Source organism: Okeania sp. SIO2C2 (assembly GCF_010692625.1).
Lineage (GTDB): Bacteria > Cyanobacteriota > Cyanobacteriia > Cyanobacteriales > Microcoleaceae > Okeania > Okeania hirsuta.
The window spans coordinates 223,436-249,769 of sequence record NZ_JAAHGM010000009.1 but is presented as its reverse complement, the minus strand read 5'-3'; the positions used below and the strand labels follow the sequence as shown (position 1 = coordinate 249,769).

The following is a 26,334-nucleotide window of genomic DNA, read 5'->3' as shown; positions in this document are numbered from 1 at the left end:
CAAATTCACCTTGAAAACGCCATATGTAAGGGCGCGATTTAGTGTCTGTGCGTAAGTCCTCGCTGAAATTAGTGTGTAACTATTACTTTATATCAACTTTCACTTCTAACTTCTAACTTCTGACTTCTGACTTTTGACTTTTGACTTCGTTAACACTTCTCCAACTTCGCCACCTCAAACCGAGTCTTCAAAACAGAATCAGGATTCAAACTAATAGAATCAATCCCCAACTCCACCAACAACTTCGCAAACTCAGGATAATCACTCGGCGCCTGACCACAAATACCAATCTTACGTCCACACTCATGAGCAATAGTAATCGCAATCTGAAGCATTCGCCTCACAGCATCATGGCGTTCGTCAAAAATATCTGCTACCAAAGCCGAATCTCGGTCTAAACCCAATACCAACTGAGTCAAATCATTCGACCCAATAGAAAATCCATCAAACACTTGAGCAAACTGTTCCATTAAAATCACATTACTCGGTAACTCACACATCACATAAACCTGCAAACCATTCTCACCCCTCTCCAAACCATACTTAGCCATCTCCCCTAAAACCTTCATCCCTTCTTGGGGTGTACGACAAAAGGGAATCATCGGAATTACATTTGCTAATCCCATTTTATCCCGCACTCGCTTCAGCGCCATACATTCCAGACCAAAAGCATCCCGATATTTGGGATGATAATAACGAGACGCACCCCGCCAACCAATCATTGGGTTTTCCTCATCGGGTTCAAACTGTTTCCCTCCCAATAAATTAGCATATTCATTACTCTTAAAATCGCTCATCCGCACAATCACAGGTTTCGGATAAAAAGCAGCAGCGATCGCTCCCATCCCATAAGCTAGGCGATCGATAAAGAAATCTGCCTTATTTTCATATCCCATAGTCAACTCAGCAATTTTTGCCTTTTCCACCTCATCTTCCACTTCGTCAAAATGCAGCAATGCTAAAGGATGCACCCCAATATGATTAGCAATTACGAATTCCGATCTAGCCAAACCCACACCATCAGCAGGAATTGCCGATAACCGAAAAACCTCCTCTGGGTTGCCCACATTCATCAAAATGCGGGTGCGAGTTTCTGGCAAATCATCCAATACTGTTTCCACAACCTCAAACGGCAGCAACCCATCATAAACTATCCCCACTTCTCCCTCAGCACAGTCAACAGTTACCGCCTGACTATTGTACAATAGTTTAGTAGCATTTTCGCAACCAACAATCGCCGGAATACCCATCTCCCTGGCAATAATTGCAGCATGACAAGTACGCCCACCTTGGTTAGTAACTATAGCGCTAGCCTTTTTCATAATGGGTTCCCAGTCGGGGTCAGTTTTGTTAGTGACTAATATCTCCCCTGGTTTAAATTCAGAAATGTTATGGGTATCCAGAATTACGCGCACTTTACCTTGACCGATCGCCTGACCCACAGCGCGACCTGTTAACAACACTTTCCCTTTCTCCTGCAACTGATAACTACGCAGCATATTAGCAGATTTTTGAGATTGCACCGTTTCTGGTCGCGCCTGAACTATATATAAACTCTTGGTGATACCATCTTTTGCCCATTCAATATCCATCGGCGTGTAACTACCACGCACTTGGGAATAATGGTCTTCGATAATTACCGCCCAATGGGCAAGTTGCAGAATTTCATCATCACTCAGAGCAAACTGTTCTTGCTGTCGCTCTGGCACGGGTACGTTTTTAATCGAATTACCGCCATCATAAACCATTTTGATAGCTTTAGTACCTAGGCGTTTGTTGATAATAGTACGGAAACCTTCCCGGAGCGTAGGTTTAAATACTAAGTATTCATCGGGGTTGACAGCGCCTTGTACGACATTTTCCCCTAAACCATAAGCTGCTGTGATTAGGGCAGCATTTTTGAACCCGGTTTCGGTATCTATGGAAAACATGACACCGGAGGTAGCAAGGTCGGAACGCACCATTTTTTGAATGCCAACTGAGAGGGCAACATCGAAGTGGTCGAAACCTTTGATAGTGCGGTAGGAGATAGCGCGGTCGGTGAATACTGATGCGAAACATTTATGAGTCGCTTTGAGTACGCTTTCGACCCCGTGAATATTGAGGTAAGTTTCCTGTTGCCCGGCAAAACTGGCATCTGGTAAGTCTTCGGCAGTAGCACTGGAACGTACAGCAACATCTGTATCTTGACCGTAGAGATAACAAAGGGTTTCGTAGCTGAGGGCGATCGCTTTTTCTAGTTCTGCGGGAAAGGGTGTATTCATTATCAATGCTCGTGCTTTTTTCCCCCGTTGTTGCAAATTTTTTATATCTTCAACATCAAGGTCGGCAAATAGTTGGCGCAATTTTCCTTCTAAACCAGCAGATTTGATGAAGTAACGATAGGTATAAGCAGTGGTAGCGAAACCATTAGGAATATTGATATTTTTGGGGGTAAGTTGTTGCATCATTTCTCCTAAAGATGCGTTTTTACCTCCTACTAAAGGAATGTCATTAATACTAACTTCATCAAACCACAATACTAAGCTTTTTTCTTTAGCAGTAAAAGTCTTATTTTGAATTATTAATGTTTTTAGCATTGCTTTAATTTCTCCTAAAGTTAAGCTGTTTCATCGCGGTACAGCTTGGATATAATTTTTTTCACAATTTTATCTTCAAGGCAAATCACTATATTTTTGCCTTTATAGCAGTCGAAGGAAAGTTTAGGACAGAGCAAAAGCTTAAAATTCAGATAACGTAAGATTTTTCTTTATTCCTTCTTCCTTCTGCTATAAAAAAACTATTTTTGTTAACGACCTATAATCTATATCACATTGATCCCTAACAATTATTTATTTATTTATAGCTCTTTATTATCCATATATGTTATCAAATGAACTCTATCCAAATGATTTATTCCTCTATTAATATATTAATTAAACTCTATGTAACCGACAACTTTTCTGAGGTATACATCTTAGTTACCAAAAGTAAAAAAATCTTGATGGGAGTAGTGTAGAGGTACTTATTACAAAAGATGAAGCGCTTTAATAATTCTATAGAGGGGGTTTGACTGCGACTCATCTGAGGCAGACACATTACTGAGGATTATAATTAAGCTTAAATAGAAATTAAATAACGATGGTTAATTCCTTTTTTTTAATCCCAACTATAGTTAAGTTAATATATTAAGTTTGTTTGGTGTTTTTTCCTACATAAGAGGTATTAAATAACCAGTATATATCTGTAAAAATCTTGATTTTAATCTCAAAAATAGAGCAACCGTCATGTTAGTTAGAACAATTAGTGTGAGCATCTTGCTCGCGTTATAAATCATCATAATTAGGGTTTGCTGAAAAAGTCTTATGGGTGAGGGTAGGAGGACCGAGTCAGGAGTCAGGATAAATGGGAATTACAGAGGATGTAGTTGGAATAATTGTCCCTTAATTTTTCTGCCCAACTCTTGCACAAAATGCTAGTTTTTTGAGCTTTCTTAACCGAAAAGCTGGCACTTTTTTTCAGTATAATAAGGCTGAAACCTTTATATTTCAATACTTTGATAGTTAATCAGCAAGCCCTAATTACATCATGTTCGGATAATTATAGCAACTGCCAAGCACGCTCCTAATTGTAACTGTTCTGCCGTAAGCGTAGCTCCACCGAAGGGGACACACGATCGACTTACGCAGAATCACCTTGAAAATACCATATGTAGGGGCGCAATTCGGAGCTTTGCAGAGCGCAAATGGTATTCGCCCTCAGTCAATATAGTGTCTATGCGTAAGCCCTGATGATATCACCCTATGTCCTAACTATAGTGGCAACTGCTATAGAACCTTATGGTATCTTTGCCAGCGGTATGTACTTTTGGCATAGAAGTAGGGAAATTCGGCATTGCTGAGGGGTGGGATGAATATAAGTGGGGTGGATATCCTGCCAAGGAGTGAAAATATCAGGAATGGGCATCTTGCCCATTCCACTTCCACAAAACTATTAAAATCATCCCGCATTTATCCAACACCGGAAATTCAGAAATAGAATAGGGAAAAAAGTAGAAAAATGCTCCCCACTCCCCTAATTCCCTACTCCCCTACTCCCCCACTCCTAGATAACTGCTGAATAATTTAATTTGCTGCTGCCTCTGCTACAGTCGTAATTACTTCCTGGAATATCACTTCATCTTTACGAGGGTCAGCATGGGCAACTTTCACCTCTAGGCGATCGCCCACATTGACAGACCGACCAAACCGCATCGCTAACTCTAACCCCAACTCTTCCAATAACACCAACCCTAAATTAATTTCTTCTTTCAACCACCGAATTATCAATGCTTGCCAAACCTCATCAGAATTACGTCGCAAATATTCCAGTCCCCAGTAACGGTTAGTACATCTTTCCACACTAGAAGCTTCTTTCACAGCAGGAACTAAACTCATTACTATTTCTTGCATCTTGTCTCGAGTAAAAGGTAACTCCTCTCCTCGTAAATGAGCTTTAATTTGAAAGTGAGCCAATAGATCGCTATAACGCCGAATCGGAGAAGTAACCTGAACATAAGTTTCTAAGGCCAAACTAGCGTGACGAGCTGGTATAATCCCCATTTCACTTTTAGGCATACATCTACGCATCGCACAAGAGCGAACTGGCCCAGCAGGCAATAATATTAGTTCTGCCTCTGGTGGAAGTTCCGGTTGAGGTTGACTGCGATAAGGAAGTGGAATATCATGTTTTTGACCATATTTTGCCCCAACCTCTCCTGCCATAATCATCATCTCTGCCACTAACTGTCTTGATGGTGAGTCGTCCAACACCTCTACTTTTACTTCCTCACCCTCGACTTTAATCACTGACTCTGGCATATATATACTAATAGAGCCTTGTGACTGTCGCCACTGAAATCTTTGTTTAGCCCACTGATTGAGAACATGAATTTCTGGTTCTAGCTTAATCTTTAACTGTAACATTTCATCTACATCATCATAAGTCAGACGGTAGGTTGGTTTGATTAAGCTAGCGTGAATACTGTAGTCTACAACTCCTCCACTTTCATCTAAAATAATGCCAAAACTCAAGGCGCTACAAATTTGTCCCTGAATCAGACTCATTGGTCCTGTGGCCAACTCTGATGGGAACATGGGAATCATACCTGTGGGTAAATATAATGTAGTAGTTCTTCTTCTTGCGTCTAGGTCTAACTCATCACCAGGAGTAAGTAAGCGAGTTGGGTCGGCAATATGTACCCATATCTTTTGTCGGTCGTCCTCTAAAAATTCTATACTGAGGCCATCATCTATTTCTTTAGTGCTTTCATCGTCTATGGTATAGACCTTTAGATGAGTTAAATCCAAACGGTTTGTGTCTGGATCTGGCGGGGGAGATTGCAGGCAGCTTTGAGCCACTTCTAGTACCTTGGTAGAAAAATGTTTTGGAATCTGACTACGTCGCAGAAATAGATTTTCATGTTCGCTCCATATACCCAGATCCATTAATAGTTTAAACGCTGCTTCTGGAGTTTCGGGTAATTCTAAGACTGCCAAGGTATCCATTGCCTGGGTACGATTAGAAGCTTCTTCTCCGTAAGTCGCCAATTTTTCTATTACATCTAGGCGGTTATAATCGCTTGGTTGCCACTCTACTTCTTCTCCTGCTAGTCGGTTACGCACCCGGAGTAAAAAGTTTTCTAGTTCTTGTTGTTTTTGTTTTTGGACTTCTTGCTGATGTTTGATTTCTCCTACTTGGACTATAGGTCGGGGTTCGTAGCGATCGCCTTTTTGCTTAAAGTAGAGTTTATCGTCTGATAGTAATATGTATGCTGCGTAACATTGGGCTGGTGTTTGTTCTGAAAATAGCAGTAAGGCCATTTCTTCTGGATTTACTGTTTCTGCTTCTTCTACCAGTAGTTCCCATGCTAATTCTATACTTGAAGGGTCTATATAAGTTTCTACTTCCTGAAGAAATTTGGGAATTTCTGATGATTTGTAACTTTCTCCTGCTACTTCATAACTGATTTGCTTTGGAGGTATGCTGTGAGATTGACCATTTGCTTCCACCACGACCCAGTTTTTTTTACCATCTGGACGTTCTGCTATGGCTAGTCGCCGTTCTCCATGCAATCTAAATTCAATTAATTTTCCCTTCTCCACTTTTCCTTATTTATATATCCCTATAAATTTTCAATTGCCTTGGCTTGGGTTGTGGTTTTTGCTAGTTTAGTTTGAGATTTTTTGACTTTGGTTTTTTTCTTAATATTTAACTTTTTCAGATTTTTCCAAAATCTCAAATCTCAAACACTCTATTTTCAGGTTTCTCTATTAACGTAGGGTAATAAAGCTATTAATCTAGCTCTTTTGATACTTTTCGTTAAATCTCTCTGCTGTTTTGAAGTTAAACCAGTGATTCTTCTTGGCAGAATTTTACCTCTTTCTGTCACATATTTCTTTAGTAGTTCCACATCTTTATAATCGATTGGATCGCCTGGTTTAATTGGTGATACTCTTTTGCGGAAGTAATTCGCCATTGCTAATTATTTGTTAGTTATTTTTGTTTACGTTTACGTTTTAGTTATTTACTGTTTTTAATACTCACTGAATTTTTACTTAATTTCTTTGTGAACTGTATGTTGATTACAGTGAGTACAGAATTTCTTCAATTCTAATCTTGAGGTTGTATTTCTACGGTTTTTAGTTGTTGTATACCTAGACACACCTTGTGAACGTTTATTGGAATTTGTTCTACACTCTGTGCATTCTAGTGTAATAACAATTCTGACTCCTTTAGCCATTTTTCAGTTTCCATGAATGTTAGACACAAATTACTATCTTCTCACATAGCGCTTGGCTTCGTCAACTAGCCACTTTACCTTAATATCTAGGGAGTAACCACGCATTGTCCCTACTACTATTGTCTGAGCTATTCTGTCATGAAAAGCTTGTTGATACCTTTCAATATCTACTAAAGCTACTGTAAAGTCCAAAAATAAAGGCATTATTAGTAGTAAGACAGCAGCATTTCCTGATGTTAAATTACTAATTCCTAACATGGCCAATGCCCCAGATAATGCTAAAATTCCTTCTCGCTTTGATAACTCTAGGATACCTGGATTTCTTTGGTATCTAGTATCTAAAACTTTCATATCTAGAGCATAGTGCCCTATACTCTGACCATAGTTTTTATAGACCACTAGTACTCGTGTTATTATCCAAAGTACCATAAAAAATAAAATAAACGTGAACCAATTATTGCTAATTATGGCACTCAAAAACCAAACTACTAAAGCATCTATACTGAATGCTGCTACGCGACGTGATAGAGGTGCTTTTGGCAATTGGGGTATAATATTATCGCTCATAAGATAGACCTTAATTATTTTTTGGTCTGGTTAGAAGAATATGTAACTGTTTTATTGGCTTTTGTTACTGTTCTATAATTTTATCATGTTTTTTATTTGTCAATTTTTCCGGGTTTTTCAGATATGAAGCTAATATACATAAATTATTACTGGTAGCTATGGGTAGGACTAATCCGATCTGATGGCTAAGTTACTAAGTAGTTATTAACTTGAATATGAAATTCAATCTAATTCAATCACAATATTCACTACAATTTAGGAATTACTATGATTTTACATTTAAGATAAAATGAGATTTTTGATCTGGTCAATAATCAGTATAATTACTCCATAAATTCTCAAGTTTTGCTTTTAACTTTTAATTTTAAGTTTTACCGAAAAATTGAGTTTAAATCCTATTCTTTAAAGGAGAAAAGCGGTCGTTTTGCGCTTCGCACAACTACGTTAAAGCCTAACCTTTTACAGAGTAGCTCAACCTCGCCAACATGGAAAGCGCAGCATGAAAAATGGAACAAGCGGAGCTGCTCTACATTCTTAGGATATCCTTTCCCTAAAGTCCCGAAGGGAAGGCTATATCCAATCTACCAAGAGAAGAGAAAAAAATTTCCTGAAGCGTCAATCCTCTTATTTTCAAGAAGAGGTAATTATTAATTATTAATTGTTGAAGATTTTTCTTGTAACCTGTTATTTTGTTATTTTGTATAGTCACGACGGTGAAGATATTGAAGAAAGTTGTAGACGATAGGTTAATATTTCAATTTAATGGGAATTAAACCCCAAAAATTGTTGACAACGCAGGTTAAATGTGGAGCTTTCTACCCAATTGTTTGTGCAAATATTACAAATAATAGATTTTAAGTAAACGTTTTTCATCTACAAGCTAAAACTTAAAACCTAACACCTACTACCGAAAAGCTAATGGAAGTGTAGCAAAACAAAAATAATATGGGAACAAAAAAACTAATAGTTAATGCTAATCTTGTTTTATACCAAATCCGCCTTAGTAAAAGGGTATTTTTGAAAGTTACAGCCATTGCTAAATCAAGGATTGGGAGATGAGAAAAACCTGCTTTTATAGCTAGATTTGGTATTATCTAAAAGGTGTTGCTCAATCAAGCTATGAAACTTAAATTTGGCAAAATCTAAAATTATTTTCAGTTAATAGCTAGGCGTTTCGCTGCGCGATATGTTTGCGCAGCATGACCTAGGAAAACGCAGTAGCGATGCTGAACATTATCGCCATTTAAGAAAAATCATAGCCACCAATCAGCAACGCCATCTAAAAAAAACACAATTAGAGCTGATTTATAAAGTAAATATTAAGAGGCTGAAATTCTTGCAATACAAGGGTTTTGGCAGTTATAGCCCAACAATACTTAAATTCCTGAGAGTTAGATTACATAAGGGTTTTAGCTAAGTTTACAAATCAGCTCTTAAGCTAGTACAAAATATCTTGAATTTATCATCAATGAAAGTCAGTTTTAATATCGTTCGTCAACATCAAAATACTACTCCTAGAGTTCAAACTTACACCTTAGAAGTTGAACCAGGCAATACAATTTTAGAATGCCTTAACCGAATTAAATGGGAGCAAGATGGTAGTTTAGCTTTTCGTAAAAATTGCCGTAATACTATCTGTGGTAGTTGTGGAATGAGAATTAATGGTCGTTCAGCTTTAGCGTGTAAAGAAAATATTAGAAACGAAGTAGATAGAATACAACAAATAGCTAATAATAGTAATAATAATTCTGCTAATACTACTGAAAAATCTATTCCAGAAATAACTATTGCTCCTATGGGCAATATGCCAGTAATTAAAGATTTGGTAGTAGATATGAACAGTTTTTGGCAAAATCTAGAAGCAGTTGAACCTTATATCAGCACAAAAGCACGACAAATTCCAGAACGAGAATTTTTACAGACTCCCACTGAACGGGATAAACTAAATCAAACAGGTAATTGTATTCTTTGTGGAGCCTGTTATTCTGAATGTAATGCTCGTGAAGTTAATCCAGATTTTGTTGGTCCACACGCTTTGGCTAAAGCTTATAGAATGGTAGCTGATTCTCGTGATAGTCAAATAGATAAAAGATTAGAAGAATATAATCTTGATACAGCAGGAGTCTGGGGTTGTACCCGTTGTTATTATTGTAATTCTGTTTGTCCAATGGAAGTAGCACCTATGGATCAAATAGGTAAAATTAAACAAGAAATTCTCGACCGTAAAGATCAGCAAGCTAGTCGTTCTATTCGCCATCGAAAAGTATTAATTGATTTGGTTAAAGATGGGGGTTGGATTGATGAACGAAAATTTGGTATTCAGGTAGTGGGTAACTATTTTAGAGATATTCAAGGATTATTGAGTTTGGGTCCATTAGGATTAAGAATGTTGGCAAAAGGTAAGTTTCCTTTGACTTTTGAACCTTCTGAGGGGACGGAAACTGTCCGATCGCTGATTGAATCAGTAAAAAAAATTGGACAATAAATCGACTGGGATAATTCAGTAATTTTATCCGTAATCAAAAATCTTTGGTGGTGGTGCATAGTAATGGTAAAAGTTAGGGGGAGGGATAATTTTTTCACAACCCATTCTCAAAATACTGTTGAATATCTGGGAGAATAAATATTTGGGTAGATACCAAGTTTTGTTCTTCAAACATTACTATGTAGGACTACCAAATCTTCAAAGCTAATAAAATTCTATCAATATCATGTCTGAAAATTTGACTTCTCAATCCACATCAGAATCTGCTAAAAAAGTTGAAACTACTAAGTCTAATGAACCTGCTTTTGGTTGGAATACTTACGCAGAAAAAATCAACGGTAGGTTTGCTATGGTTGGATTTTTCATTTTGTTATTACTGGAGTTATTTACTAATCAAGATTTTTTTTCTTGGTTAGGTTTGCGGTAAAAAATAAAGTTTAATTAGGGTTTGCTGAAAAAGTATTTTTGTGGAGGGTAGGAGTCAGGATTTAGGAGTCAGGAGTCAGAATGAATGCGAATTACAGAGAAGGCAGTCGAAAGAATTGTCGCTCAATTTTTCTGTCTTTGTTTGCTCAAAATGTGAGTATTTTGGGCAATTCGGAGCTAAAAGCTGACACTTTTTTCGCAGCAAAAAGGCTAAAACCTTTATCTGTAAATGTTTTTATAGTTAATCATCAAGTCCTAATTAATGCTAATAGCTAATCTTTAGAATGACATTTAGCTATTAGCTATTAAATAGTCAAAAAATTAGTATTTATAAATCTGATGCTTGACCTGATTCAATTACTTGGAGATTATACTTTATAATGAATTATTACTGTTTTATCACTGGAATTTCTCTATCTATATTCTGATTCTGGTTTAGATTTACTGTCTATTTTATTTATCGCAAATTGCGATGCTTTTTGTTTTATAAATCGGCAATTGTTGAAATTCCCCAACTCCCCAACTCCACAACTTTCTCTACCATTACTATGCACAACTACCAGATTTTTTTATTAGGTTTGTACTAGGATAATTTAGTTTTATTTGTTTTATTTATTCACAGCTAAATGTTAATGGCTAATCTTTAAATGGCATTTAGATATTAGCCATTAACCATTAAAATTTTTCAATTATAAATCTGATGTCTGACCTGACTCAATTACTTGGAGATTGTACTGACCCCTACCTGTTTTATCGTAAGAATTAACTATTAAACGATATTTACCTGTAACAGTTAGAGTAATTGTTAGTTGAGAATTTGTATTTTTCTGACTAACATCATCATGTTCTCCCAGTAATTCACCAGTAGGACTAAATACTGCTAAATAAGTATCAAAGTCAGGACTTTCTAAGATTACAGTTACTACTTGACCTGTTGTTCCTTCAAAAGTATGTTCATCATAAATACTTTCATCAGATGGAAGTACTAAGTCTCCATCACTCAGTGTTCCTTCTAGCTTTAATATTTCTTTTCCAACTTTTTGTTCTTGGGTAGAAGGAGTAGTTTCTTCTGGATTTGGAGTAGTTTCTTCTGGATTTGGAGTAGTTTCTTCTGGATTTGGAGTAGTTTCTTCTGGATTTGGAGTTTCTTCTGGATTTGGAGTAGTTTCTTCTGGATTTGGAGTTTCTTCTGGATTTGGAGTAGTTTCTTCTGGATTTGGAGTAGTTTCTTCTGGATTTGGAGTAGTTTCTTCTGGAGTTGGGGTAGTTTCTTCTGGATTTGGAGTAGTTTCTTCTGGGGTTGGAGTTTCTTCTGGAGTTGGAGCAGTTTCTTCTGGAGTTGGGGTAGTTTCTTCTGGAGTTGGGGTATCCTGAACTAAAATTTCATTAGCATAGCTAGAATTGATAACCACCGGATGAAATAGAAGGATAGGGAAAAGTAAAGTTTTTCCCATAATACTTAGTAGACCAAAAGGAGCGATCGCCCAAAATCTTGCTTGACGCATTAATCACCTCAAATAAATATACTACTTAAATTCTCCAACTAGTCTACTAGCATAGTGGGAAATAATCACGAATAATTATTAATTGAAAAAGTTTAGGGTAAATTTTAGTTAGTAATTACAGAGTATCACTATAATCATCTTTTTTTTATTTTCAAACCAATACTTGTACTTAACTTATTAACTGTTTGATTTTGCTGTAATACAATTTGTTGCACTTCCTATAAATTCATGTTTCCTATAAATACATTTTTTGATAAAATTGCTATTATCCGCTCATTATGACATTTTAAATCAATTTAATATTTTATATAAACAAAATACAGTCCCTTGATTCTCCTAACCTCTAGCTCCTCTCTAAAAAAGGGGAGAATATGCGACAAAAAGTTTTAGTATTTCATCTCAATACATCTTATTAGGTTTCCGTTCCTCAAACCTACTTATATCTACTAACTACTGTACTGGCAAACGACTATTTACTATGTATGTAGGTGACTTTAAAAGTCAAAATTTTTTCATCCTCCTTTGTCGATCTTTCTGGTCAAAAATTTTTTTTAATCTTCATATCCCTATCTATAAATCAATAGATAAAATTTCAGACAATTTATCTATAGTAATTTATCCTTTCACGCTCAAAGAAAGGTCTAATTCTGGGTGAAACAGACTCAATTTTCAACTGATATTCTCCTAACTCTCCTGCTTCATAAGAATTTGCTAATAACTTGTAAGTTCCATTTTCTGGTAGCGTAATCACAATTCTGGCATTTTTGTCTCCACCACTATCATCATCTTGAGCTAATTCTTGACCATTTGAACTTAATAAAATTAAGTAAGAATCTATTTTATTACTACTCATATCAATAGAAATCTTTTGACCTGCTAAACCTTCAAAAGCGTAAAGGTCATAATAACTATTGTCTACAGGTAATACATTAGATTCACTGTCCAAATTGCCCTTTATTTCTATTAAACCATTAAGGTCTAATTTTTCAGCCTGTCTCTCATCAAACATTCCTGTTTGCTGTTGAGCTACTAAAGGCGCTCTTCCTTCTCGAACCGCTCTTAGAAACTCTGGGACTCTATCCATAGATATAGCAAAACCAATGCCAATATTACCCCCTAATTGACCACGAGTAAATATAGCAGTATTGACACCAATAAGTTCTCCAGAACTATTCAATAGTGGCCCCCCCGAATTACCAGGGTTAATAGCTGCATCTGTTTGGATCAATCCTCTTTCTCGATCTATACGACTAACTATTCCTACAGTAAGAGTACCTTGAAATCTGCCAAAAGGATTTCCGATAGCAAAAGCTCGCTGACCTACTTTTGTCGAACCTGGACGAGCTATTCTAATAGTAGGAAGGTTTCTTTGTCCTCGAATTTTGAGAACTGCTAAGTCTAAGTCTTCTTCACCAAAACCTATGACATCTGCTGTAACTTTTCTACCATCTGCTAAGGTAATTTTGACCACACCGCCTTGAGATACGACATGAGCATTTGTTAATACCATTCCGTCGGGACTGATAATGGCACCACTACCATTAGTTTTATCTGTATCTATGGAAACTACTGCTTGACTAGCTTGTTCATAAACACGAATATTAGTTTGTTCTTCTAGACTCAGAGAAAGTAGTGTTTCTTTTCGGTTTTTATTCAGGGGTCTGGGAATTGTATCCACTTTTATTTGAGCTTTGACTGGAGGAAAATTACTTAAATTCACACCAACTGCTACTACTATAAGTATTCTTAATGTGGTTTTTGACAAAAATTTGGCATTCATTGTTGCTTGTCAAGTCTAGTTTATATTTAATATTATTACCCAGTAATTTTTTGAAAAATAGAGTTAGGAGTTGAGTAGCCAATAGACAGAATTAATGAGTGAGTTATTCAGCAGTTGCCACTAACTAAAGACCACCCAATATTAATATTGGGTGAGAGTGTAGAACTTATTTATTTATCCTCATCCTATGTGAAAAAATCAATTCTGAATTCTTTACATCGCAAACTAAATTTATCGTCTACCTGTTTCCTGAATTCTTTCTTAATAAAAATTTTCTTCAATTGATACTTAATTCCATAGATTAGAATCAGCTACTTATTAAGACATTTTAAAAGTTATACCAGTCCCTAAAAATAATGCTTGTTTTATAGAAAACTTCAGTTATTAAGTAATAAGTAAGGTTTAGTAATGTTTTTAGCAATTATTTGTATGAAGTAAAGATATCTTATTCTTTATTTACCTAGGACCTGCGGACGTTGCATGTAACATCCCTATTAATCCCTGCTCTCAAGAAGATGTAGCAAAAATGCGTGAGATTTGGCATTACTTTGTCTGTATAAATTTTAGCGTGGAAACAATGTAATATTAAAACTATTATAATTTTTATTGTAGCTCTTAGATTAGGGTTGCTGAGTGGTAATGATTTTTAGATTAAGTATCAACGAAAAACATAAGTTTTTCAATTTTACCTTCAGCTACTTACTATTACATTTGAGCAACTTTCTCAGATTAAGTACCTAGTCATAAATAAAATTAACTTTGAAGAGGAGGAGTCCCATAGGAGAATTGTCATATGTGCGAGGTACAGGAGTAAAAATTTGGCCGGGGTTGGCAAAAATTCACTATAGCAGTGGAAGGAAAGGTTAGGATATATCAAAAGCTTAAAACTCAGACAACGTCAGATTTTTCCAACTTCAGTCCTCTCCTAGATAACTAAATCGCCTAGATAACTAAATCGCCTAGATAACTAAATCGCCTAGATAACTAAATCGCCTAGATAACTAAATCGCCTAGATAACTAAATCGCCTAGATAACTAAATCGCCTAGATAACTAAATCGCCTAGATAACTAATCGCCTAGATAACTAAATCGCCTAGATAACTAAATCGCCTAGATAACTAAATCGCCTAGATAACTAAATCGCCTAGATAACTAAAGGCCTTCTTCCTTCTTCCTTCTGCTATATCAGTTATTTTAGGTTTCATTTGGCCGACTTACTTATTCTAATAATTATTAGCACTAGACTGAAAAGTTATGGTAGATTGAATTTATCTCTTCTTTAACTATTGTATTGGGAATTGGCTTTCAAGTATTCTAGGCATTAGCTTCGCGCAAGCTTTGTAGATAAAGTTATTAATAATTATAGCAATAGCACTTTTCACTTGAGCGAAACATATAACTTTTACCATTAGACATCTGGTGGAAACTAAGTTTTTGCCCATGTATTATCAGGGTTTGAGATTAATTATCACCAGAGGTCTATGAGAAGAGGTTCGTTCTAATTTTAGGCTAAAGTCTATGTACTTTGTATTTTTTACTAAATTGAAAACTGCTAAAATTTCTATAGTTGTAGAGCAAATTAAACAAGAAATTTAATCAATTAGGGCTTCATTTTACCACAGCAAAGTATTGGGGTTATAGTTCACTGAAAATGGATATAGGAGTTCATAACATTTGAACAGTTTGAACTATTGTTTATAAACTAATAGAAAATTAGTAATAAGCTAAGAGTCATTTAGATTCTATATTCCCTCACAGGAGTGCGCATTCCCTCTCTTGGTCAGCATTCCCATGGCTAGGATACCTCGCCGGGTTCCTTCCGCTTGCATCTGTCGCACCCCGCGGTTTAGCACCGCTGTTCCCTTTGAAAAAAATTTGATATATGGTTTGAATACAAAACAGCTTATTAATGAGTAAATTAGGAATTTTGTGGTGAAGCTTTGATGATAATTTTTTAGATTCAGCAAAAATTTATTTTATACATTTTATACAGAAGTATTGATATTCAGCTACTAAATAAATAATAGAATGGGCGGGGAAAAATGGGATTTTTTTATTTACTCTAAAAAGACAAATTATCCCCACCTAATATTCCTACTTCTATTATAAATTTATTTAACCATTAACATCACTATCAACAGAATCCATAGGAGTATACTCTACATAATTTTCTGATGTTGCTTCTCCATCAGTAGATGATGCTTCTGGTGGACGACGTTTTCTAGTTCTAGGAGATGTTTCTTCCGAGTAGCTTGTTTCAGGAGTAGGACGACGAGTACGGTTATAGGGTGGCCTTTCTTCAGTACTAGAAGTATCCCAGCTATCTCGACTACGAGGGCGAGGTAGTCTATCCTCTTGTCTATTAGCATCACTGAAATTACCACGACTGCGAGAAGTAGGTCTCTTATCTTCTAAATCTACAGAGTTTTCCCAATATTCAGAAGACGCTCTAGTAGAATCATCTTCTGAACGAGGACTACGCTTGCGTGATCTTGGGTTTGTTTCTCCTGGTCTATCATAACTACTTCTGCGATTAGGAGGACGACGGCGGTAGTCATCCTCAAAATTATCTGGCCTAGAAGAACGATAATCTTGAGAACCTCTGATACGACGGTTAGCGGGATATTCTTCATAAGGTTCTAGTTCGTCTAAGTCTGATTCTGCATAACCATAAACAGGACTTACCGATCTTTCTTCATCTACAATAGGGGTACGTTCTCTAGCTTGCTTAGTTGTAAGACCTCTCATTCTGATAGATTCTGCTGCAAAGAATATGGCACTACCAGTTAACAAAAACTGACCGAAAGCTAAAATTGGGTCTAGTCTCCAGCCTTGGAATATAAGAATACCTCCACATAGTAAGCCAATGGCGGCAAAGAAAATATCGTGGTCTCTAGCTAGCTTTGGACGCCATGTGCGGAGGAAGTATAGTCCTGCTCCTGCTACGGCCAGGATTATTCCTAGCAAACTACTCCAATTTAATCCTAAGTTGACCATTCTAAATCTCCTAAGTAAGTCATAAATTAATAATTCAAGTTTAAAATTTCTACCCTGACTTGGTATCTGGACTTGAAGTTACTTGGTAGAATAAAGCTTATTTAATATTTAGTTGGATATTGTATAGCAGTCGCCATTGCTATATTTGACATATCAAAAGCTAAAAACTCAGACAACGCCAGATTTTTCCTTTTGCCTTCTGCTACATCATCAATTTAACAAAGAAAAACCTCAGCTTGTTAGGTTTGGACAATTATATCACTGTCTTCCCTATTCTATAGTCTGAGGCTTTAACTTTGTCTTTGCAAAAAAAAATTAGGTGAAACTTAAACCTAAAATAGTTTACTTTTAGGCTCTTCACATAACTGTTAGGTTATTGCAGAAAAAAGTTTATTCCTAAGAAGAATTCGTGATTGTTAAACTTCTAGGAAATGGTATTCTGACTTAACCTTTGCTCCAAAAAGAAAAATTTCTATTATCTAGGGTCTAAGAACGGGTAACTTTATCTTTTTGGCTAACGAATATTAGAAAAGCTGTAGCAGGAATAACTACAATTAGAGTTCCCGCCAGTAGACTTAATAAGAAGTTTGATAAAGAAGGAGTCATGGATTATTGCCCTTTGCCACAAAATTTGATTTACTTTATTTTAGATATTATAGCGGTTTGCGATTTTTTTTCAGTACAAATTTTGGTCGTGGTAAACAAGTAATGATTTTATCGCTTACCTCCTGACCATGAAAAGGATTTACTAATCAATATCCTTACATATTTAGGACTATCCAAATTTTTAGTGTGGCTGTACAGAAGGTAGAAGGATCAATGACTAATGTTTATGGAATTGTGTCACTGGTGGATTATTTCTACAGCGCTACACAACAGATTTTCGGGAACAGGAGATATTTCAGTGGTTGATATTAAAGCTACTTACTTAATTACATACTTATTCAAAAGTTCCTCTTCTCTTGAAAATTTGGTCAAACTTTCACAATTAACTAATCTACAAACTGCCATAACTTATATCATTATGGTGAAAAAGTTTTTTTTCAAAAGGGAAAAACTTGTATTAATAGCGCTTCATCATTTGAAATACAATCAAGTAACTTAAAGCTAATTTTTACTTTACAAAATTACATTTTTTTATTGTCTTATGGATTATCTGACATTAGCTAATTGGACTCTAGGCATTGCCCTGGGGTTAATGACTTTCTTATTTATCTTCCGAATCGTCCTCACATGGTATCCCCAGGTAAATATCAATCAACTTCCGTTTAATTTGATTTTTTGGCCTACAGAACCATTCTTGGCCCCCACTAGGAAAATTGTGCCTCCTCTAGGTGGAGTAGATATTAGTCCGATTATTTGGGTAGGGATTTTCAGCTTATTACGAGAGTTGCTTTTGGGCCAGCAAGGTTTATTAAGAATGATGCTGTAGCTGATAATTGAAAATTATTTACTACTATCGGGTTTCATCACAGTCTCAACAAAGTTTGTATATACTAACCCCTCCATAAATTCCGGAGTCTCTAAAATTCTTTGATGAAAGCTGATAGTTGTGGGAACTCCTGTCACAGCACATTCTCTTAGAGCGCGTTTCATCCTCTGAATGGCAGTAGGACGGTCTTGTCCCCAGACTATTAATTTACCAATCAAAGAATCATAATAAGGTGGAATCTCATAGTCTGTATAAACATGAGAGTCCATCCTCACTCCTAAACCTCCCGGTGGTAGATAACCACTAATGCGACCAGGATGGGGGCGAAAATTATGGTCTGGGTCTTCAGCATTAATTCGGCATTCTATTGCATGACCATTAAAAGTCACCTGCTTTTGAGTTAGTCGCAGTTTCTCTCCTTGAGCAATTCTAATTTGCTCGGCAATTAAGTCAAGTCCTGTAATTAGTTCTGTGACTGGGTGTTCTACTTGAATCCTAGTATTCATTTCCATAAAGTAGAATTCACCAGACTGGTCTAGGAGAAATTCTACAGTGCCAGCACCTATATAGTTGATAGACTTGGCTGCTTTGACTGCAGCTTCTCCCATTTTCTGACGTAGTTTAGGACTTAATGCTAGACTGGGAGCTTCTTCTAGTAACTTTTGATGGCGACGCTGAATAGAACAGTCTCTTTCTCCCAGATGAATAACGTTTCCGTGACTATCGGCCAGGATTTGAAATTCAATGTGACGTGGACGTTCAATGAATTTTTCTATGTAGACTCCAGAGTTGCCAAAGGCTGCTTCTGCTTCTCCTTGAGCTGCCTGAAGCAGTTTGGAGAGTTCGTTTTCTTGGCGAACCAGTCTCATTCCTCGTCCCCCTCCTCCAGCAGTGGCTTTGATCATCAGGGGAACGCCGATTTTTTTGGCGATCGCTACTGCTTCTTTTTCGTCTGTGAGAAGACCATCACTTCCTGGAACTGTAGGAACTCCGGCTTTTTGCATGGTTTCTTTGGCTGTGGATTTGTCCCCCATTGCCCTAATCCCTTCTGGTGATGGGCCAATAAAGGCAATGTCGTGGTCAGCACAAATTTCTGCAAATCGGGCATTTTCTGCTAGGAAGCCATAGCCTGGATGGATGGCAGAGGCGTCCCGAGTCAGGGCTGCTGAGATAATGTTGGGAATGTTAAGATAGCTTTTGCTGCTGGTGGGTTCACCAATGCAAACTGCTTCGTCCGCCAGTTGCACATGGAGGGCATGGCGGTCTATGGTTGAGTGGACGGCAATGGTAGCTATGCCCATTTCTTCGCAGGTGCGGAGAATGCGTAGGGCTATTTCGCCTCGGTTGGCTATTAGGATTTTAGAGAACCGCATTTTCGGTGCTTTTAGCTCAATTATTCAGTTAGGATAAGACTTTTTGGGTTTTTAGGAAAGATGTGAGAAAATTTTTTGTAGACATTCCAGAATTTTATGTTATTATTGTATATTGTTAGCTTATCTTCTATAATATTCTTGAAGTTTGGTTGATAGATGCTAACTAGAGCGGATGTGGCGGAATTGGTATACGCGCACGTTTGAGGGGCGTGTGGCTTTGCCTTGCGAGTTCGAGTCTCGCCATCCGCATTGGAGAATAGTCAGGGGTTGTTAGTTTAACCTCTGATTTTCTCTTTTTTGGACTCAGGAATTAACGTTAGATATGGATAATTAAAACTATAGCGCTATATCTTTAGTGCTATAGCTTTAATGTTTTAGCTGGCGAAATACCTCAAGTTGTCTTTTTGGCATGGGGCGATCGCCCTCGAAAATTTTTATGGCTAATAATCGAAAATTTTTTTAGTCAGGACTAAGGGATTTTTCCGACAAAACCACTATATGTACCATAGTACTATAGTTTTTATCTACTATATATAGTACTTTGACCTAAGTCCTGTCTAGTAAATAACTATAGTGCTACACCTTTAATGTTTGAGCTGGAGAAATACCTCAAGGTGTCTTTTTGGCATGAGGCGATCGCCTAGCAAATTTTTATGGCTAGATAATCGAAAATTATTCTAGTCAGGACTAACAAATTTTTCCGACAAAACCACTATACATACCATAGTGCTATAGTTTTTATCTACTATATATAGTGTATTGGCCTATTTTTGGTAGCGCTCACAATGATTCCGTGCGGAGCGGAAGTATCTCAACTATAACGTTATAGTTTTCTCATAGCAGTCAGTCACATTTTGTGAGCCTCCAACTATTGTGGGTGAAGGGGAGATTTATTGCTCCCCACCTACCTCTATCTCCATTTTTTGGTGGCTCTCACAATGATTACGTGGGGAGTGGAAGTATCTCAACTCAAACGTTATAGTTTTCTCGTAGCAGTCAGTCACATTTTGTGAGCCTCCAACTATTGTGGGTGAAGGGGAGATTTATTCCTACCCACCTACCTCTATCTCCATTTTTTGGTGGCTCTCACAATGATTACGTGGGGAGTGGAAGTATCTAAACTCAAACGTTATAGTTTTCTCATAGCAGTCAGTCACATTTTGTGAGCCTCCAACTATTGGGAGTGAAGGGGAGATTGATTGCTCCCCACCTGCCTCTATCTCCATTTTTTGGTGGCTCTCACAATGATTACGTGGGGAGTGGAAGTATCTAAACTCAAACGTTATAGTTTTCTCATGGCAGTCAGTCACATTTTGTGAGTCTCCGATCAAAAACTATAGTACTGTAGCTGATATAGTGTTGTAGCTACGGAAATGTCTGGAGGTGTTTTGCTCTGAAGAGATGGTGAATTCTAATTTTTGAATAGCCAGAGTGCCACAAAATATTCCGATCAAAAACTATAGTGCTATAGCTGATATAGTGTTTGAGCTAGAGAAATTCCTCAAGGTGTTTTTTTTGGCAAGAGGCGATCGCCTAGAAAATTTTCATGGCCAGATAATCAGAAAATCTTTGAAATATACTCCGCAGCAAATACGACTAACTATCTAAAACCAAAAAAGGTTGAGTTTTAGATATTATGAGGTGCTTATTTTGGAGGAATAGTCCATTGACAATCAAAAGTATGCTTGAGTAATTTTTCTAGGCTAATTACTTTAATGTTTTGGTTATGAATTTCACCTGTTTGACTTTGAATATCGACTATTTCATAACCAATATCATTTAATTCTTCTGTTAAAGACACATATCCAAAATAGCCAGAAGCATCTTTAATTAGTTCCCCCTCTTCTGGAATAGGCATATCCCAACAAACTATAAAATTCGTCACAATAAAGGGATGATTATATTCATCTGTCGGGGAAAAAGTGTATTTATATTCTAGTCCTATGTGAACTGTGTCTTTGAAACTATTTTCTTTTAATGGAACTGCTATACTATCAAGACCAACGCCACAAAAAGTTCTTGGACGTACCCATAATTTTGCATAAGGTAAGTCAATAGTAACTAAATGAGAAAACATTGTATATAATGCTCCAACCCAATGTTCTTCACCTATTTCTGGTTGTATAATCCATTTATCTTTTAATTGTTCTATGTTGTTAACTTTAAACCTTGTTCTATTTTTAATATCTTTTTTAAGCTTGTCTAACCTTTGAGTATATGCCTCTAATTTTGCCTCTTGATTTTCCTTGTTTAATCTTTCAATCAATTCACGAAAAACAGGAAGTTGTCGTTGAGCTTCATCTAAAAACTTTTTTATATGTTCCATAAATGAATCGTCTTTTAAAATTTGTTTAGAAGCATCAGTCAAAGAATTTCTATTTGTTACTACGTTAAAACTACCATTGACGATCAAAATATAATGAGATTTAACTTTGGTATCTGCAAGTATGGAATAGTCTTCTAATAATGGATGCTCAAAAATTTTATTGTAAGAACAAATTTTCACACCTTCAGATGAAATGAAAAATCCTCTTTGATCTACTAATTTAATTCCAGATTTCCCATCGCCTTTTCTACTTAATTCTTGATATTTATTTAATGCTCTTTTATTTCCATCTATTGCTAAAGTGATACAATAAGTTGTTTCCTGATATAAAAAAGTAGAACAATAACGGCCTGAAAAATTACCATCATCAAGCCTTGATACTTGAGCAGGAGTTTTGATTTTTTCAGTGGCATCAGGTTTTTTTAAATAAGGATATCCTGGTTTAATTTCTTCTAATTCATATTTATTATATTTAATCATAGACCATAGAAAAAGTTGGCATTGATCGTTATATCCAATAGTTTCTCTAAATGAAACTTCTCGCCTTTGGGGAAAACCTGTGTAGCTAGGTCTTAGTATTCTCATGTCGCCATGTCTTGTATTGAAGCGGATATAATGCTTTAAATAAGACCATTCATTTTTTCCATATTCATTTGAAGAATAAAAATTGGAGAAGTCTTGAACTTCTAATCCCTCAACAATAATCATTGTTCCTTGATGATTAAATTGAGTAGTAAAAAAATCTTGATTTAATTTCTTAAGTATATTTTTTGTTTGAGATTTTGCTGTAGGAAAAAGTTCAGTTAAAATATTCCAAGGTTTATCGTCAAACTGAGAAGAAAGATTAAAAGACTCATTAATATTTTTTTGTGGATTATCTATTGATATATATCTCCACCAAAGTTCATCTGAACATTTAGTAATAACAGTAATTTTTTTAGATGCAAAACAAAGTTTAGAACCTTGACATTTATACCCTATAGACTCTCCTTGAATTTTTCAGGAAAAACATTTCTATGTCTTACGCTTCATCATCAGTCTATGTCAAACACCAACTCGTTCGTGTGTTATAACACCAAACTCATTTCTAAGTTGCGTAGAATAATATTTTAATCAGGGTTGACTGTAGATCGACATAGACAAGTTAATAAATTTCATAATTCTGTGCAGCTTTACATAAAATTGGTATAACAGTCAATACCTAATACCTGAGACATCACACCTCACACCTCACACCAATTTGAAAAAAGAATGCTACAAAAAAAGGCTGAAAATTATGCCTAAAAAGAACTTGTCTAATCCTATATATAAGTCACCTATTTCGATTGTTTTTCGTTTTTTCCCGATCTGTTTATTCCAACTTCGGTCTTCCTTCTTACAACTTCGGTGCTGATACTATTTGTAACAAACACTTATCATGCTTGGTATAATACCTAACACCTAATTCTGTGCAGCTTCACATCAAATTGGTATAAGGGACTTCTAAGTGAAAAATATCCCATTGCACTGAATTTAGGAGAACAACAAGTAGAGAATAAAGGGAGTCCAAGAGTTGGATAATTTATTTTTTGCTATTCCCTAACAGGATTATCCGTTAATTGTATTTCTAGTAAAAATACGGGCAATTTTGTTTCTGTAATTTATTTTGAGACAATTTATTATAGTAGTCGAAGGAAAGGTTAGGACATATCAAAAGCTTAAAACTCAGGCAACGCAAGATTTTTCCTTTTTCCAACTTCAGTCCTTCCTTCTTCCTTCTGCTGTAATACTAGAAATTGCTCCCTAATATCTCAAACAAAAATCAGCGATCGCTATTCTACATAAGTTAAAAAAACTATCGCCTAATCATAGTTAAATCTGGTGTAAATTTTGATTTTTCCAATAGGGTTCAGTTAATAATTTTGAGGATAAACCTGTGGTATAAAAAGCATATTTTTACCTTGCTTATCAGATTAATTGTTGTTTTATCTAAACTGTATTGATTTATATTCAACCCAATTATGTAACTTTTTTTATGTACCTAATGTAGGATGGCGGAAATAACTGACCAGTTACAAAATCGCGGGAACAATTACAAATCAAAAATGATTGACTGTCAGATGTGCGTCTTACATTCTGAGGAGACCTCGCCAATTAGTACTCGCTTTTAAATGCATGACTTTTAACTTCCGCGTAGCGACACTAATTGATTTTATCTACTATCAGTCCACAACCTAACACCTAACACCTAACACCTAACACCTAATACCTAATACCTAATACCTTATTTATGGATTCTAACTATACAATTTAGTTTCCAACTCTTGCAAAATTTGCTTTTTATCCTGACTACCTTTAAACATTCCGAAAATGTCTAATTTCTGCTCTAATTTTCTTTCTCCACCATCGCCAATTACCCAACTAACTTGATTAATAGCATTCATAATTCCCCGATAAGCAACCCCCCCAGAAAAATTCCCTTCCTCAGTAATTCCTAATTTAATTTTCTCCTGAGTACTCATTTCTAAAGTTGAAGCGATCGCTACTAAACCCACAGCTCCAATTAAAGCTTCTCCTCCTTTCAATACTTTTACTCCTGCTAATACCCCAACACCACCACTAACCACCGCATCATCCGCTTCCTCGATTAACATTCCTTTCTGAATCGCAATATTCCCAAAGCTATTTGTAGTTTTTGCTGGATTTTCTGCCTGTTTGACAAACTGTTCTACTTTCTTTAATTTGTTAAAAACTGAGTAAAATTCTTCCCGGTCTAGTTTTTCTAATTCTAATTCTATTTCAAAATATCTTTCTCTTAAAAGTTGATATACAATCTTGCATATTATCGGAATTTCTGCCTGAATAATTATCGAGTCTAAACTTTCTGAAATAAAATTATCTGCTACTTTTGCACCTTCCTTAATCTGCTGATATAACGATAAATATTTCCGACGTTGATTATCATTTATTTCTGGGCTATTGTAAATCAAATCTACAATCAACATATCTATTCTTAACCCAGTTGATGTGGCACTTGCCAATAAATATTTATCTTTTAGTTCAGAGGCGATCGCTGAATTTAAAATCATCGCATTTAACTGTTGAAAATCATCTAATTTAGGTAAAGGGTCTGCTGCTTTAATATATTGATAAATACTCTTGATTTGACATTTTTCAGTTTCGCTTAAATTGGCAAACTCTAAAACTTGTTCCAAACTTTTATCAATACCTATCCACCGCGAATTTTCACTGGCAATTGTATAGCGTAAACCAATTAAGGAATCTATATTTGAAGAGTTAACAATAAAATCCAATAGATTGAGTGCTGCTAAATCATAAACATATAAACCAGTATTAATTCTGTTATAAGCTTCTAAACACCTAGTTTTACTTCTTTCATAAATTGATGAATGAATTATCAAATTATTCATCCGACGGTCTAGATTTAATTCGGGATTATAAAAAGTATGTAAAACTAGAAAGGCGTCATTTCCTTGTAAACCGCATTTTTTTAATCGTAAAGTAGAACCTTCAGTACTATTGGTGCGAATTCTCACGTTATAGCTTTTACCTGATTTAAGAGTAACTTTTTGAGTACCTCCCTGACTCGCAACCTGATAAGCAACAAAGATATGATATATTTCTTCTTGTTCTAAATCATTTTCTATTTCTGGAGATGATTCAGAATTAGTTTGCTGTTTTCCAAAGGCAGATTCTTTAGCAGTTTCTCTAAAATATTTACCAATATTTGATGCTTTATTACTGATAATTTCTTCCATTTCTGAAGTTTTAGTTTTAGCAGTTTCGGAAGCTTTTTCACTGATTGACTGCCTGGCTTTAGATACTTTTTTACCAAGATTTTCTCTAACTGTTGATGCCTTGTTAGTCATTGATTTCCATAAGGATGATGGTTGTTTTTTATTCATAATTTTGATTATTTATAAATTATCTCTCTTGTATCATACTTAATATCTGAGAACTAATAGTAAAAGGTTCAGTACTAAGCTATACTCAAAGAATCTGTAACATTTTAGGATTTAATCGCTGTCAGTCTTTTTTTTCTTATACCAAATTTAGACCAAGTTATACCAATTCCTAAAAATCATTCTATACTTATATAACACTTCAGTTATTAAGTAATAAGTAAGGCTCAGTAATGTTTTGAGCAATTATTTGTATGAAGTAAAGATATCTTATTCGTTATTTACCTACTCCCTACTCTAAAAAATATGTAGCAAAAATGTGCTAGATTTGGTATTACTTACATCTTAATCTGTGTTTTATATCTATAGTAGAAAATTTTATCCCTTGCAGATTTTATAAATATTAATTTTTTTTATCTTTTTTCATAGACTTATCTTTTAATATTCCCTGTTATTTTGGGTGCATCTCATATTTGCAAAAATACTTTTTTCCTATATATTCCCTATTCCCTATTCCCTATTCCCTATTCCCTGTTGCCAGATGAGCTTTTGCCAGATGAGCTTTTGCCTAAAAGCGATAAATTTTTGGCTTTATTCATGCATTGAGATGTACCCGTTATTTTATGAAGTTGTTACCTTATAGACAAATTTTTATGAAATTGGTATTAGCGCTATATTTTATTCATAGACGCAGTAATTTAATTTTTGTTTACTAATAGTATGAAATATAGCAAAAATCTTTATTGAACTTTAAATTGCTTGACTTGTTTTACAGCATGA

The 26,334-nt window shown here is 35.7% G+C and carries 18 protein-coding genes and 1 tRNA gene; 7 read left to right on the top strand and 12 right to left on the bottom strand.

What is annotated here, in order from left to right; genetic code table 11:
- Nucleotides 1-149 precede the first annotated feature (149 nt).
- From ppsA to F6K18_RS10260, 5 genes are all read right to left on the bottom strand, one after another.
- Nucleotides 150-2,579, bottom strand: a complete 2,430-nt coding sequence (gene ppsA, locus F6K18_RS10280) for a phosphoenolpyruvate synthase (protein WP_287520635.1) — start codon at nucleotides 2,577-2,579, stop codon at nucleotides 150-152.
- 1,524 nt (nucleotides 2,580-4,103) lie between these two features.
- Nucleotides 4,104-6,122, bottom strand: coding sequence for a ribonuclease R (locus F6K18_RS10275; RefSeq protein ID WP_287520633.1), 2,019 nt, complete (start codon nucleotides 6,120-6,122; stop codon nucleotides 4,104-4,106).
- 155 nt (nucleotides 6,123-6,277) lie between these two features.
- A complete protein-coding gene (rpsR, locus tag F6K18_RS10270; RefSeq protein WP_287520631.1) occupies nucleotides 6,278-6,496 on the bottom strand; it encodes a 30S ribosomal protein S18 in 219 nt (72 codons plus the stop codon).
- Nucleotides 6,497-6,571: 75 nt separating this feature from the next.
- Nucleotides 6,572-6,760, bottom strand: coding sequence for a 50S ribosomal protein L33 (rpmG, locus tag F6K18_RS10265; RefSeq protein ID WP_287278879.1), 189 nt, complete (start codon nucleotides 6,758-6,760; stop codon nucleotides 6,572-6,574).
- Nucleotides 6,761-6,793: 33 nt separating this feature from the next.
- Complete coding sequence (locus F6K18_RS10260; RefSeq protein WP_287520630.1) at nucleotides 6,794-7,327, bottom strand: RDD family protein; 534 nt, start codon at nucleotides 7,325-7,327, stop codon at nucleotides 6,794-6,796.
- A gap of 1,468 nt (nucleotides 7,328-8,795) precedes the next feature.
- On the opposite strand from F6K18_RS10260, the gene F6K18_RS10255 reads away from it, so the two are divergent.
- From F6K18_RS10255 to F6K18_RS10245, 3 genes are all read left to right on the top strand, one after another.
- Entirely contained in the window at nucleotides 8,796-9,812 is a 1,017-nt protein-coding gene (locus F6K18_RS10255) for a succinate dehydrogenase/fumarate reductase iron-sulfur subunit (protein WP_287520737.1), read from the top strand.
- Nucleotides 9,813-10,038: 226 nt separating this feature from the next.
- Entirely contained in the window at nucleotides 10,039-10,239 is a 201-nt protein-coding gene (locus F6K18_RS10250) for a hypothetical protein (protein WP_287520629.1), read from the top strand.
- An 80-nt stretch (nucleotides 10,240-10,319) separates the two neighbouring features.
- The gene (locus F6K18_RS10245; RefSeq protein WP_287520627.1) at nucleotides 10,320-10,514 is read left to right on the top strand and encodes a hypothetical protein; all 195 of its coding nucleotides are present in this window, start codon (nucleotides 10,320-10,322) and stop codon (nucleotides 10,512-10,514) included.
- Nucleotides 10,515-10,927: 413 nt separating this feature from the next.
- On the opposite strand, the gene F6K18_RS10240 is transcribed toward F6K18_RS10245, so the two are convergent.
- The 4 genes from F6K18_RS10240 to psbX all read right to left on the bottom strand — a co-directional run bounded on the left by F6K18_RS10240 (nucleotide 10,928) and on the right by psbX (nucleotide 17,127).
- Entirely contained in the window at nucleotides 10,928-11,743 is an 816-nt protein-coding gene (locus tag F6K18_RS10240; RefSeq protein WP_287520626.1) for a hypothetical protein, read from the bottom strand.
- A gap of 601 nt (nucleotides 11,744-12,344) precedes the next feature.
- Complete coding sequence (locus F6K18_RS10235; protein WP_287520624.1) at nucleotides 12,345-13,523, bottom strand: trypsin-like peptidase domain-containing protein; 1,179 nt, start codon at nucleotides 13,521-13,523, stop codon at nucleotides 12,345-12,347.
- A 2,116-nt stretch (nucleotides 13,524-15,639) separates the two neighbouring features.
- On the bottom strand, nucleotides 15,640-16,521 hold the full coding sequence (locus F6K18_RS10230) for a Ycf66 family protein (protein WP_287520623.1): 882 nt from the start codon (nucleotides 16,519-16,521) through the stop codon (nucleotides 15,640-15,642).
- A 486-nt stretch (nucleotides 16,522-17,007) separates the two neighbouring features.
- Nucleotides 17,008-17,127 carry a photosystem II reaction center X protein gene (gene psbX, locus F6K18_RS10225; RefSeq protein WP_287520621.1) on the bottom strand — a complete coding sequence of 40 codons (120 nt, stop codon included), beginning with the start codon at nucleotides 17,125-17,127 and terminating at the stop codon, nucleotides 17,008-17,010.
- Nucleotides 17,128-17,347: 220 nt separating this feature from the next.
- On the opposite strand from psbX, the gene F6K18_RS10220 reads away from it, so the two are divergent.
- Together F6K18_RS10220 and F6K18_RS10215 are read left to right on the top strand one after the other, a co-directional pair.
- Nucleotides 17,348-17,626: a hypothetical protein gene (locus F6K18_RS10220; protein WP_287520619.1), complete on the top strand. Its 279-nt coding sequence runs from the start codon at nucleotides 17,348-17,350 to the stop codon at nucleotides 17,624-17,626.
- A gap of 42 nt (nucleotides 17,627-17,668) precedes the next feature.
- Nucleotides 17,669-17,953 carry a YggT family protein gene (locus tag F6K18_RS10215; protein ID WP_287520618.1) on the top strand — a complete coding sequence of 95 codons (285 nt, stop codon included), beginning with the start codon at nucleotides 17,669-17,671 and terminating at the stop codon, nucleotides 17,951-17,953.
- Between the two features lie 14 nt (nucleotides 17,954-17,967).
- Here F6K18_RS10215 and accC read toward each other — a convergent pair whose 3' ends face one another.
- Entirely contained in the window at nucleotides 17,968-19,326 is a 1,359-nt protein-coding gene (gene accC / locus F6K18_RS10210) for an acetyl-CoA carboxylase biotin carboxylase subunit (RefSeq protein ID WP_287520616.1), read from the bottom strand.
- 168 nt (nucleotides 19,327-19,494) lie between these two features.
- Here accC and F6K18_RS10205 point away from each other — a divergent pair.
- Nucleotides 19,495-19,575: transfer RNA gene (locus tag F6K18_RS10205), tRNA-Leu, on the top strand.
- A 1,182-nt stretch (nucleotides 19,576-20,757) separates the two neighbouring features.
- Nucleotides 20,758-20,934, top strand: coding sequence for a hypothetical protein (locus tag F6K18_RS10200; RefSeq protein ID WP_287520615.1), 177 nt, complete (start codon nucleotides 20,758-20,760; stop codon nucleotides 20,932-20,934).
- 37 nt (nucleotides 20,935-20,971) lie between these two features.
- Here the strand turns inward: F6K18_RS10200 and F6K18_RS10195 are convergent, their stop codons facing one another.
- Nucleotides 20,972-22,360, bottom strand: a complete 1,389-nt coding sequence (locus tag F6K18_RS10195; protein ID WP_287520613.1) for a hypothetical protein — start codon at nucleotides 22,358-22,360, stop codon at nucleotides 20,972-20,974.
- A 1,568-nt stretch (nucleotides 22,361-23,928) separates the two neighbouring features.
- Nucleotides 23,929-25,557 (bottom strand): hypothetical protein, encoded by a 1,629-nt coding sequence (locus F6K18_RS10190; RefSeq protein WP_287520611.1) that lies wholly within the window; start codon nucleotides 25,555-25,557, stop codon nucleotides 23,929-23,931.
- Nucleotides 25,558-26,334 lie beyond the last annotated feature (777 nt).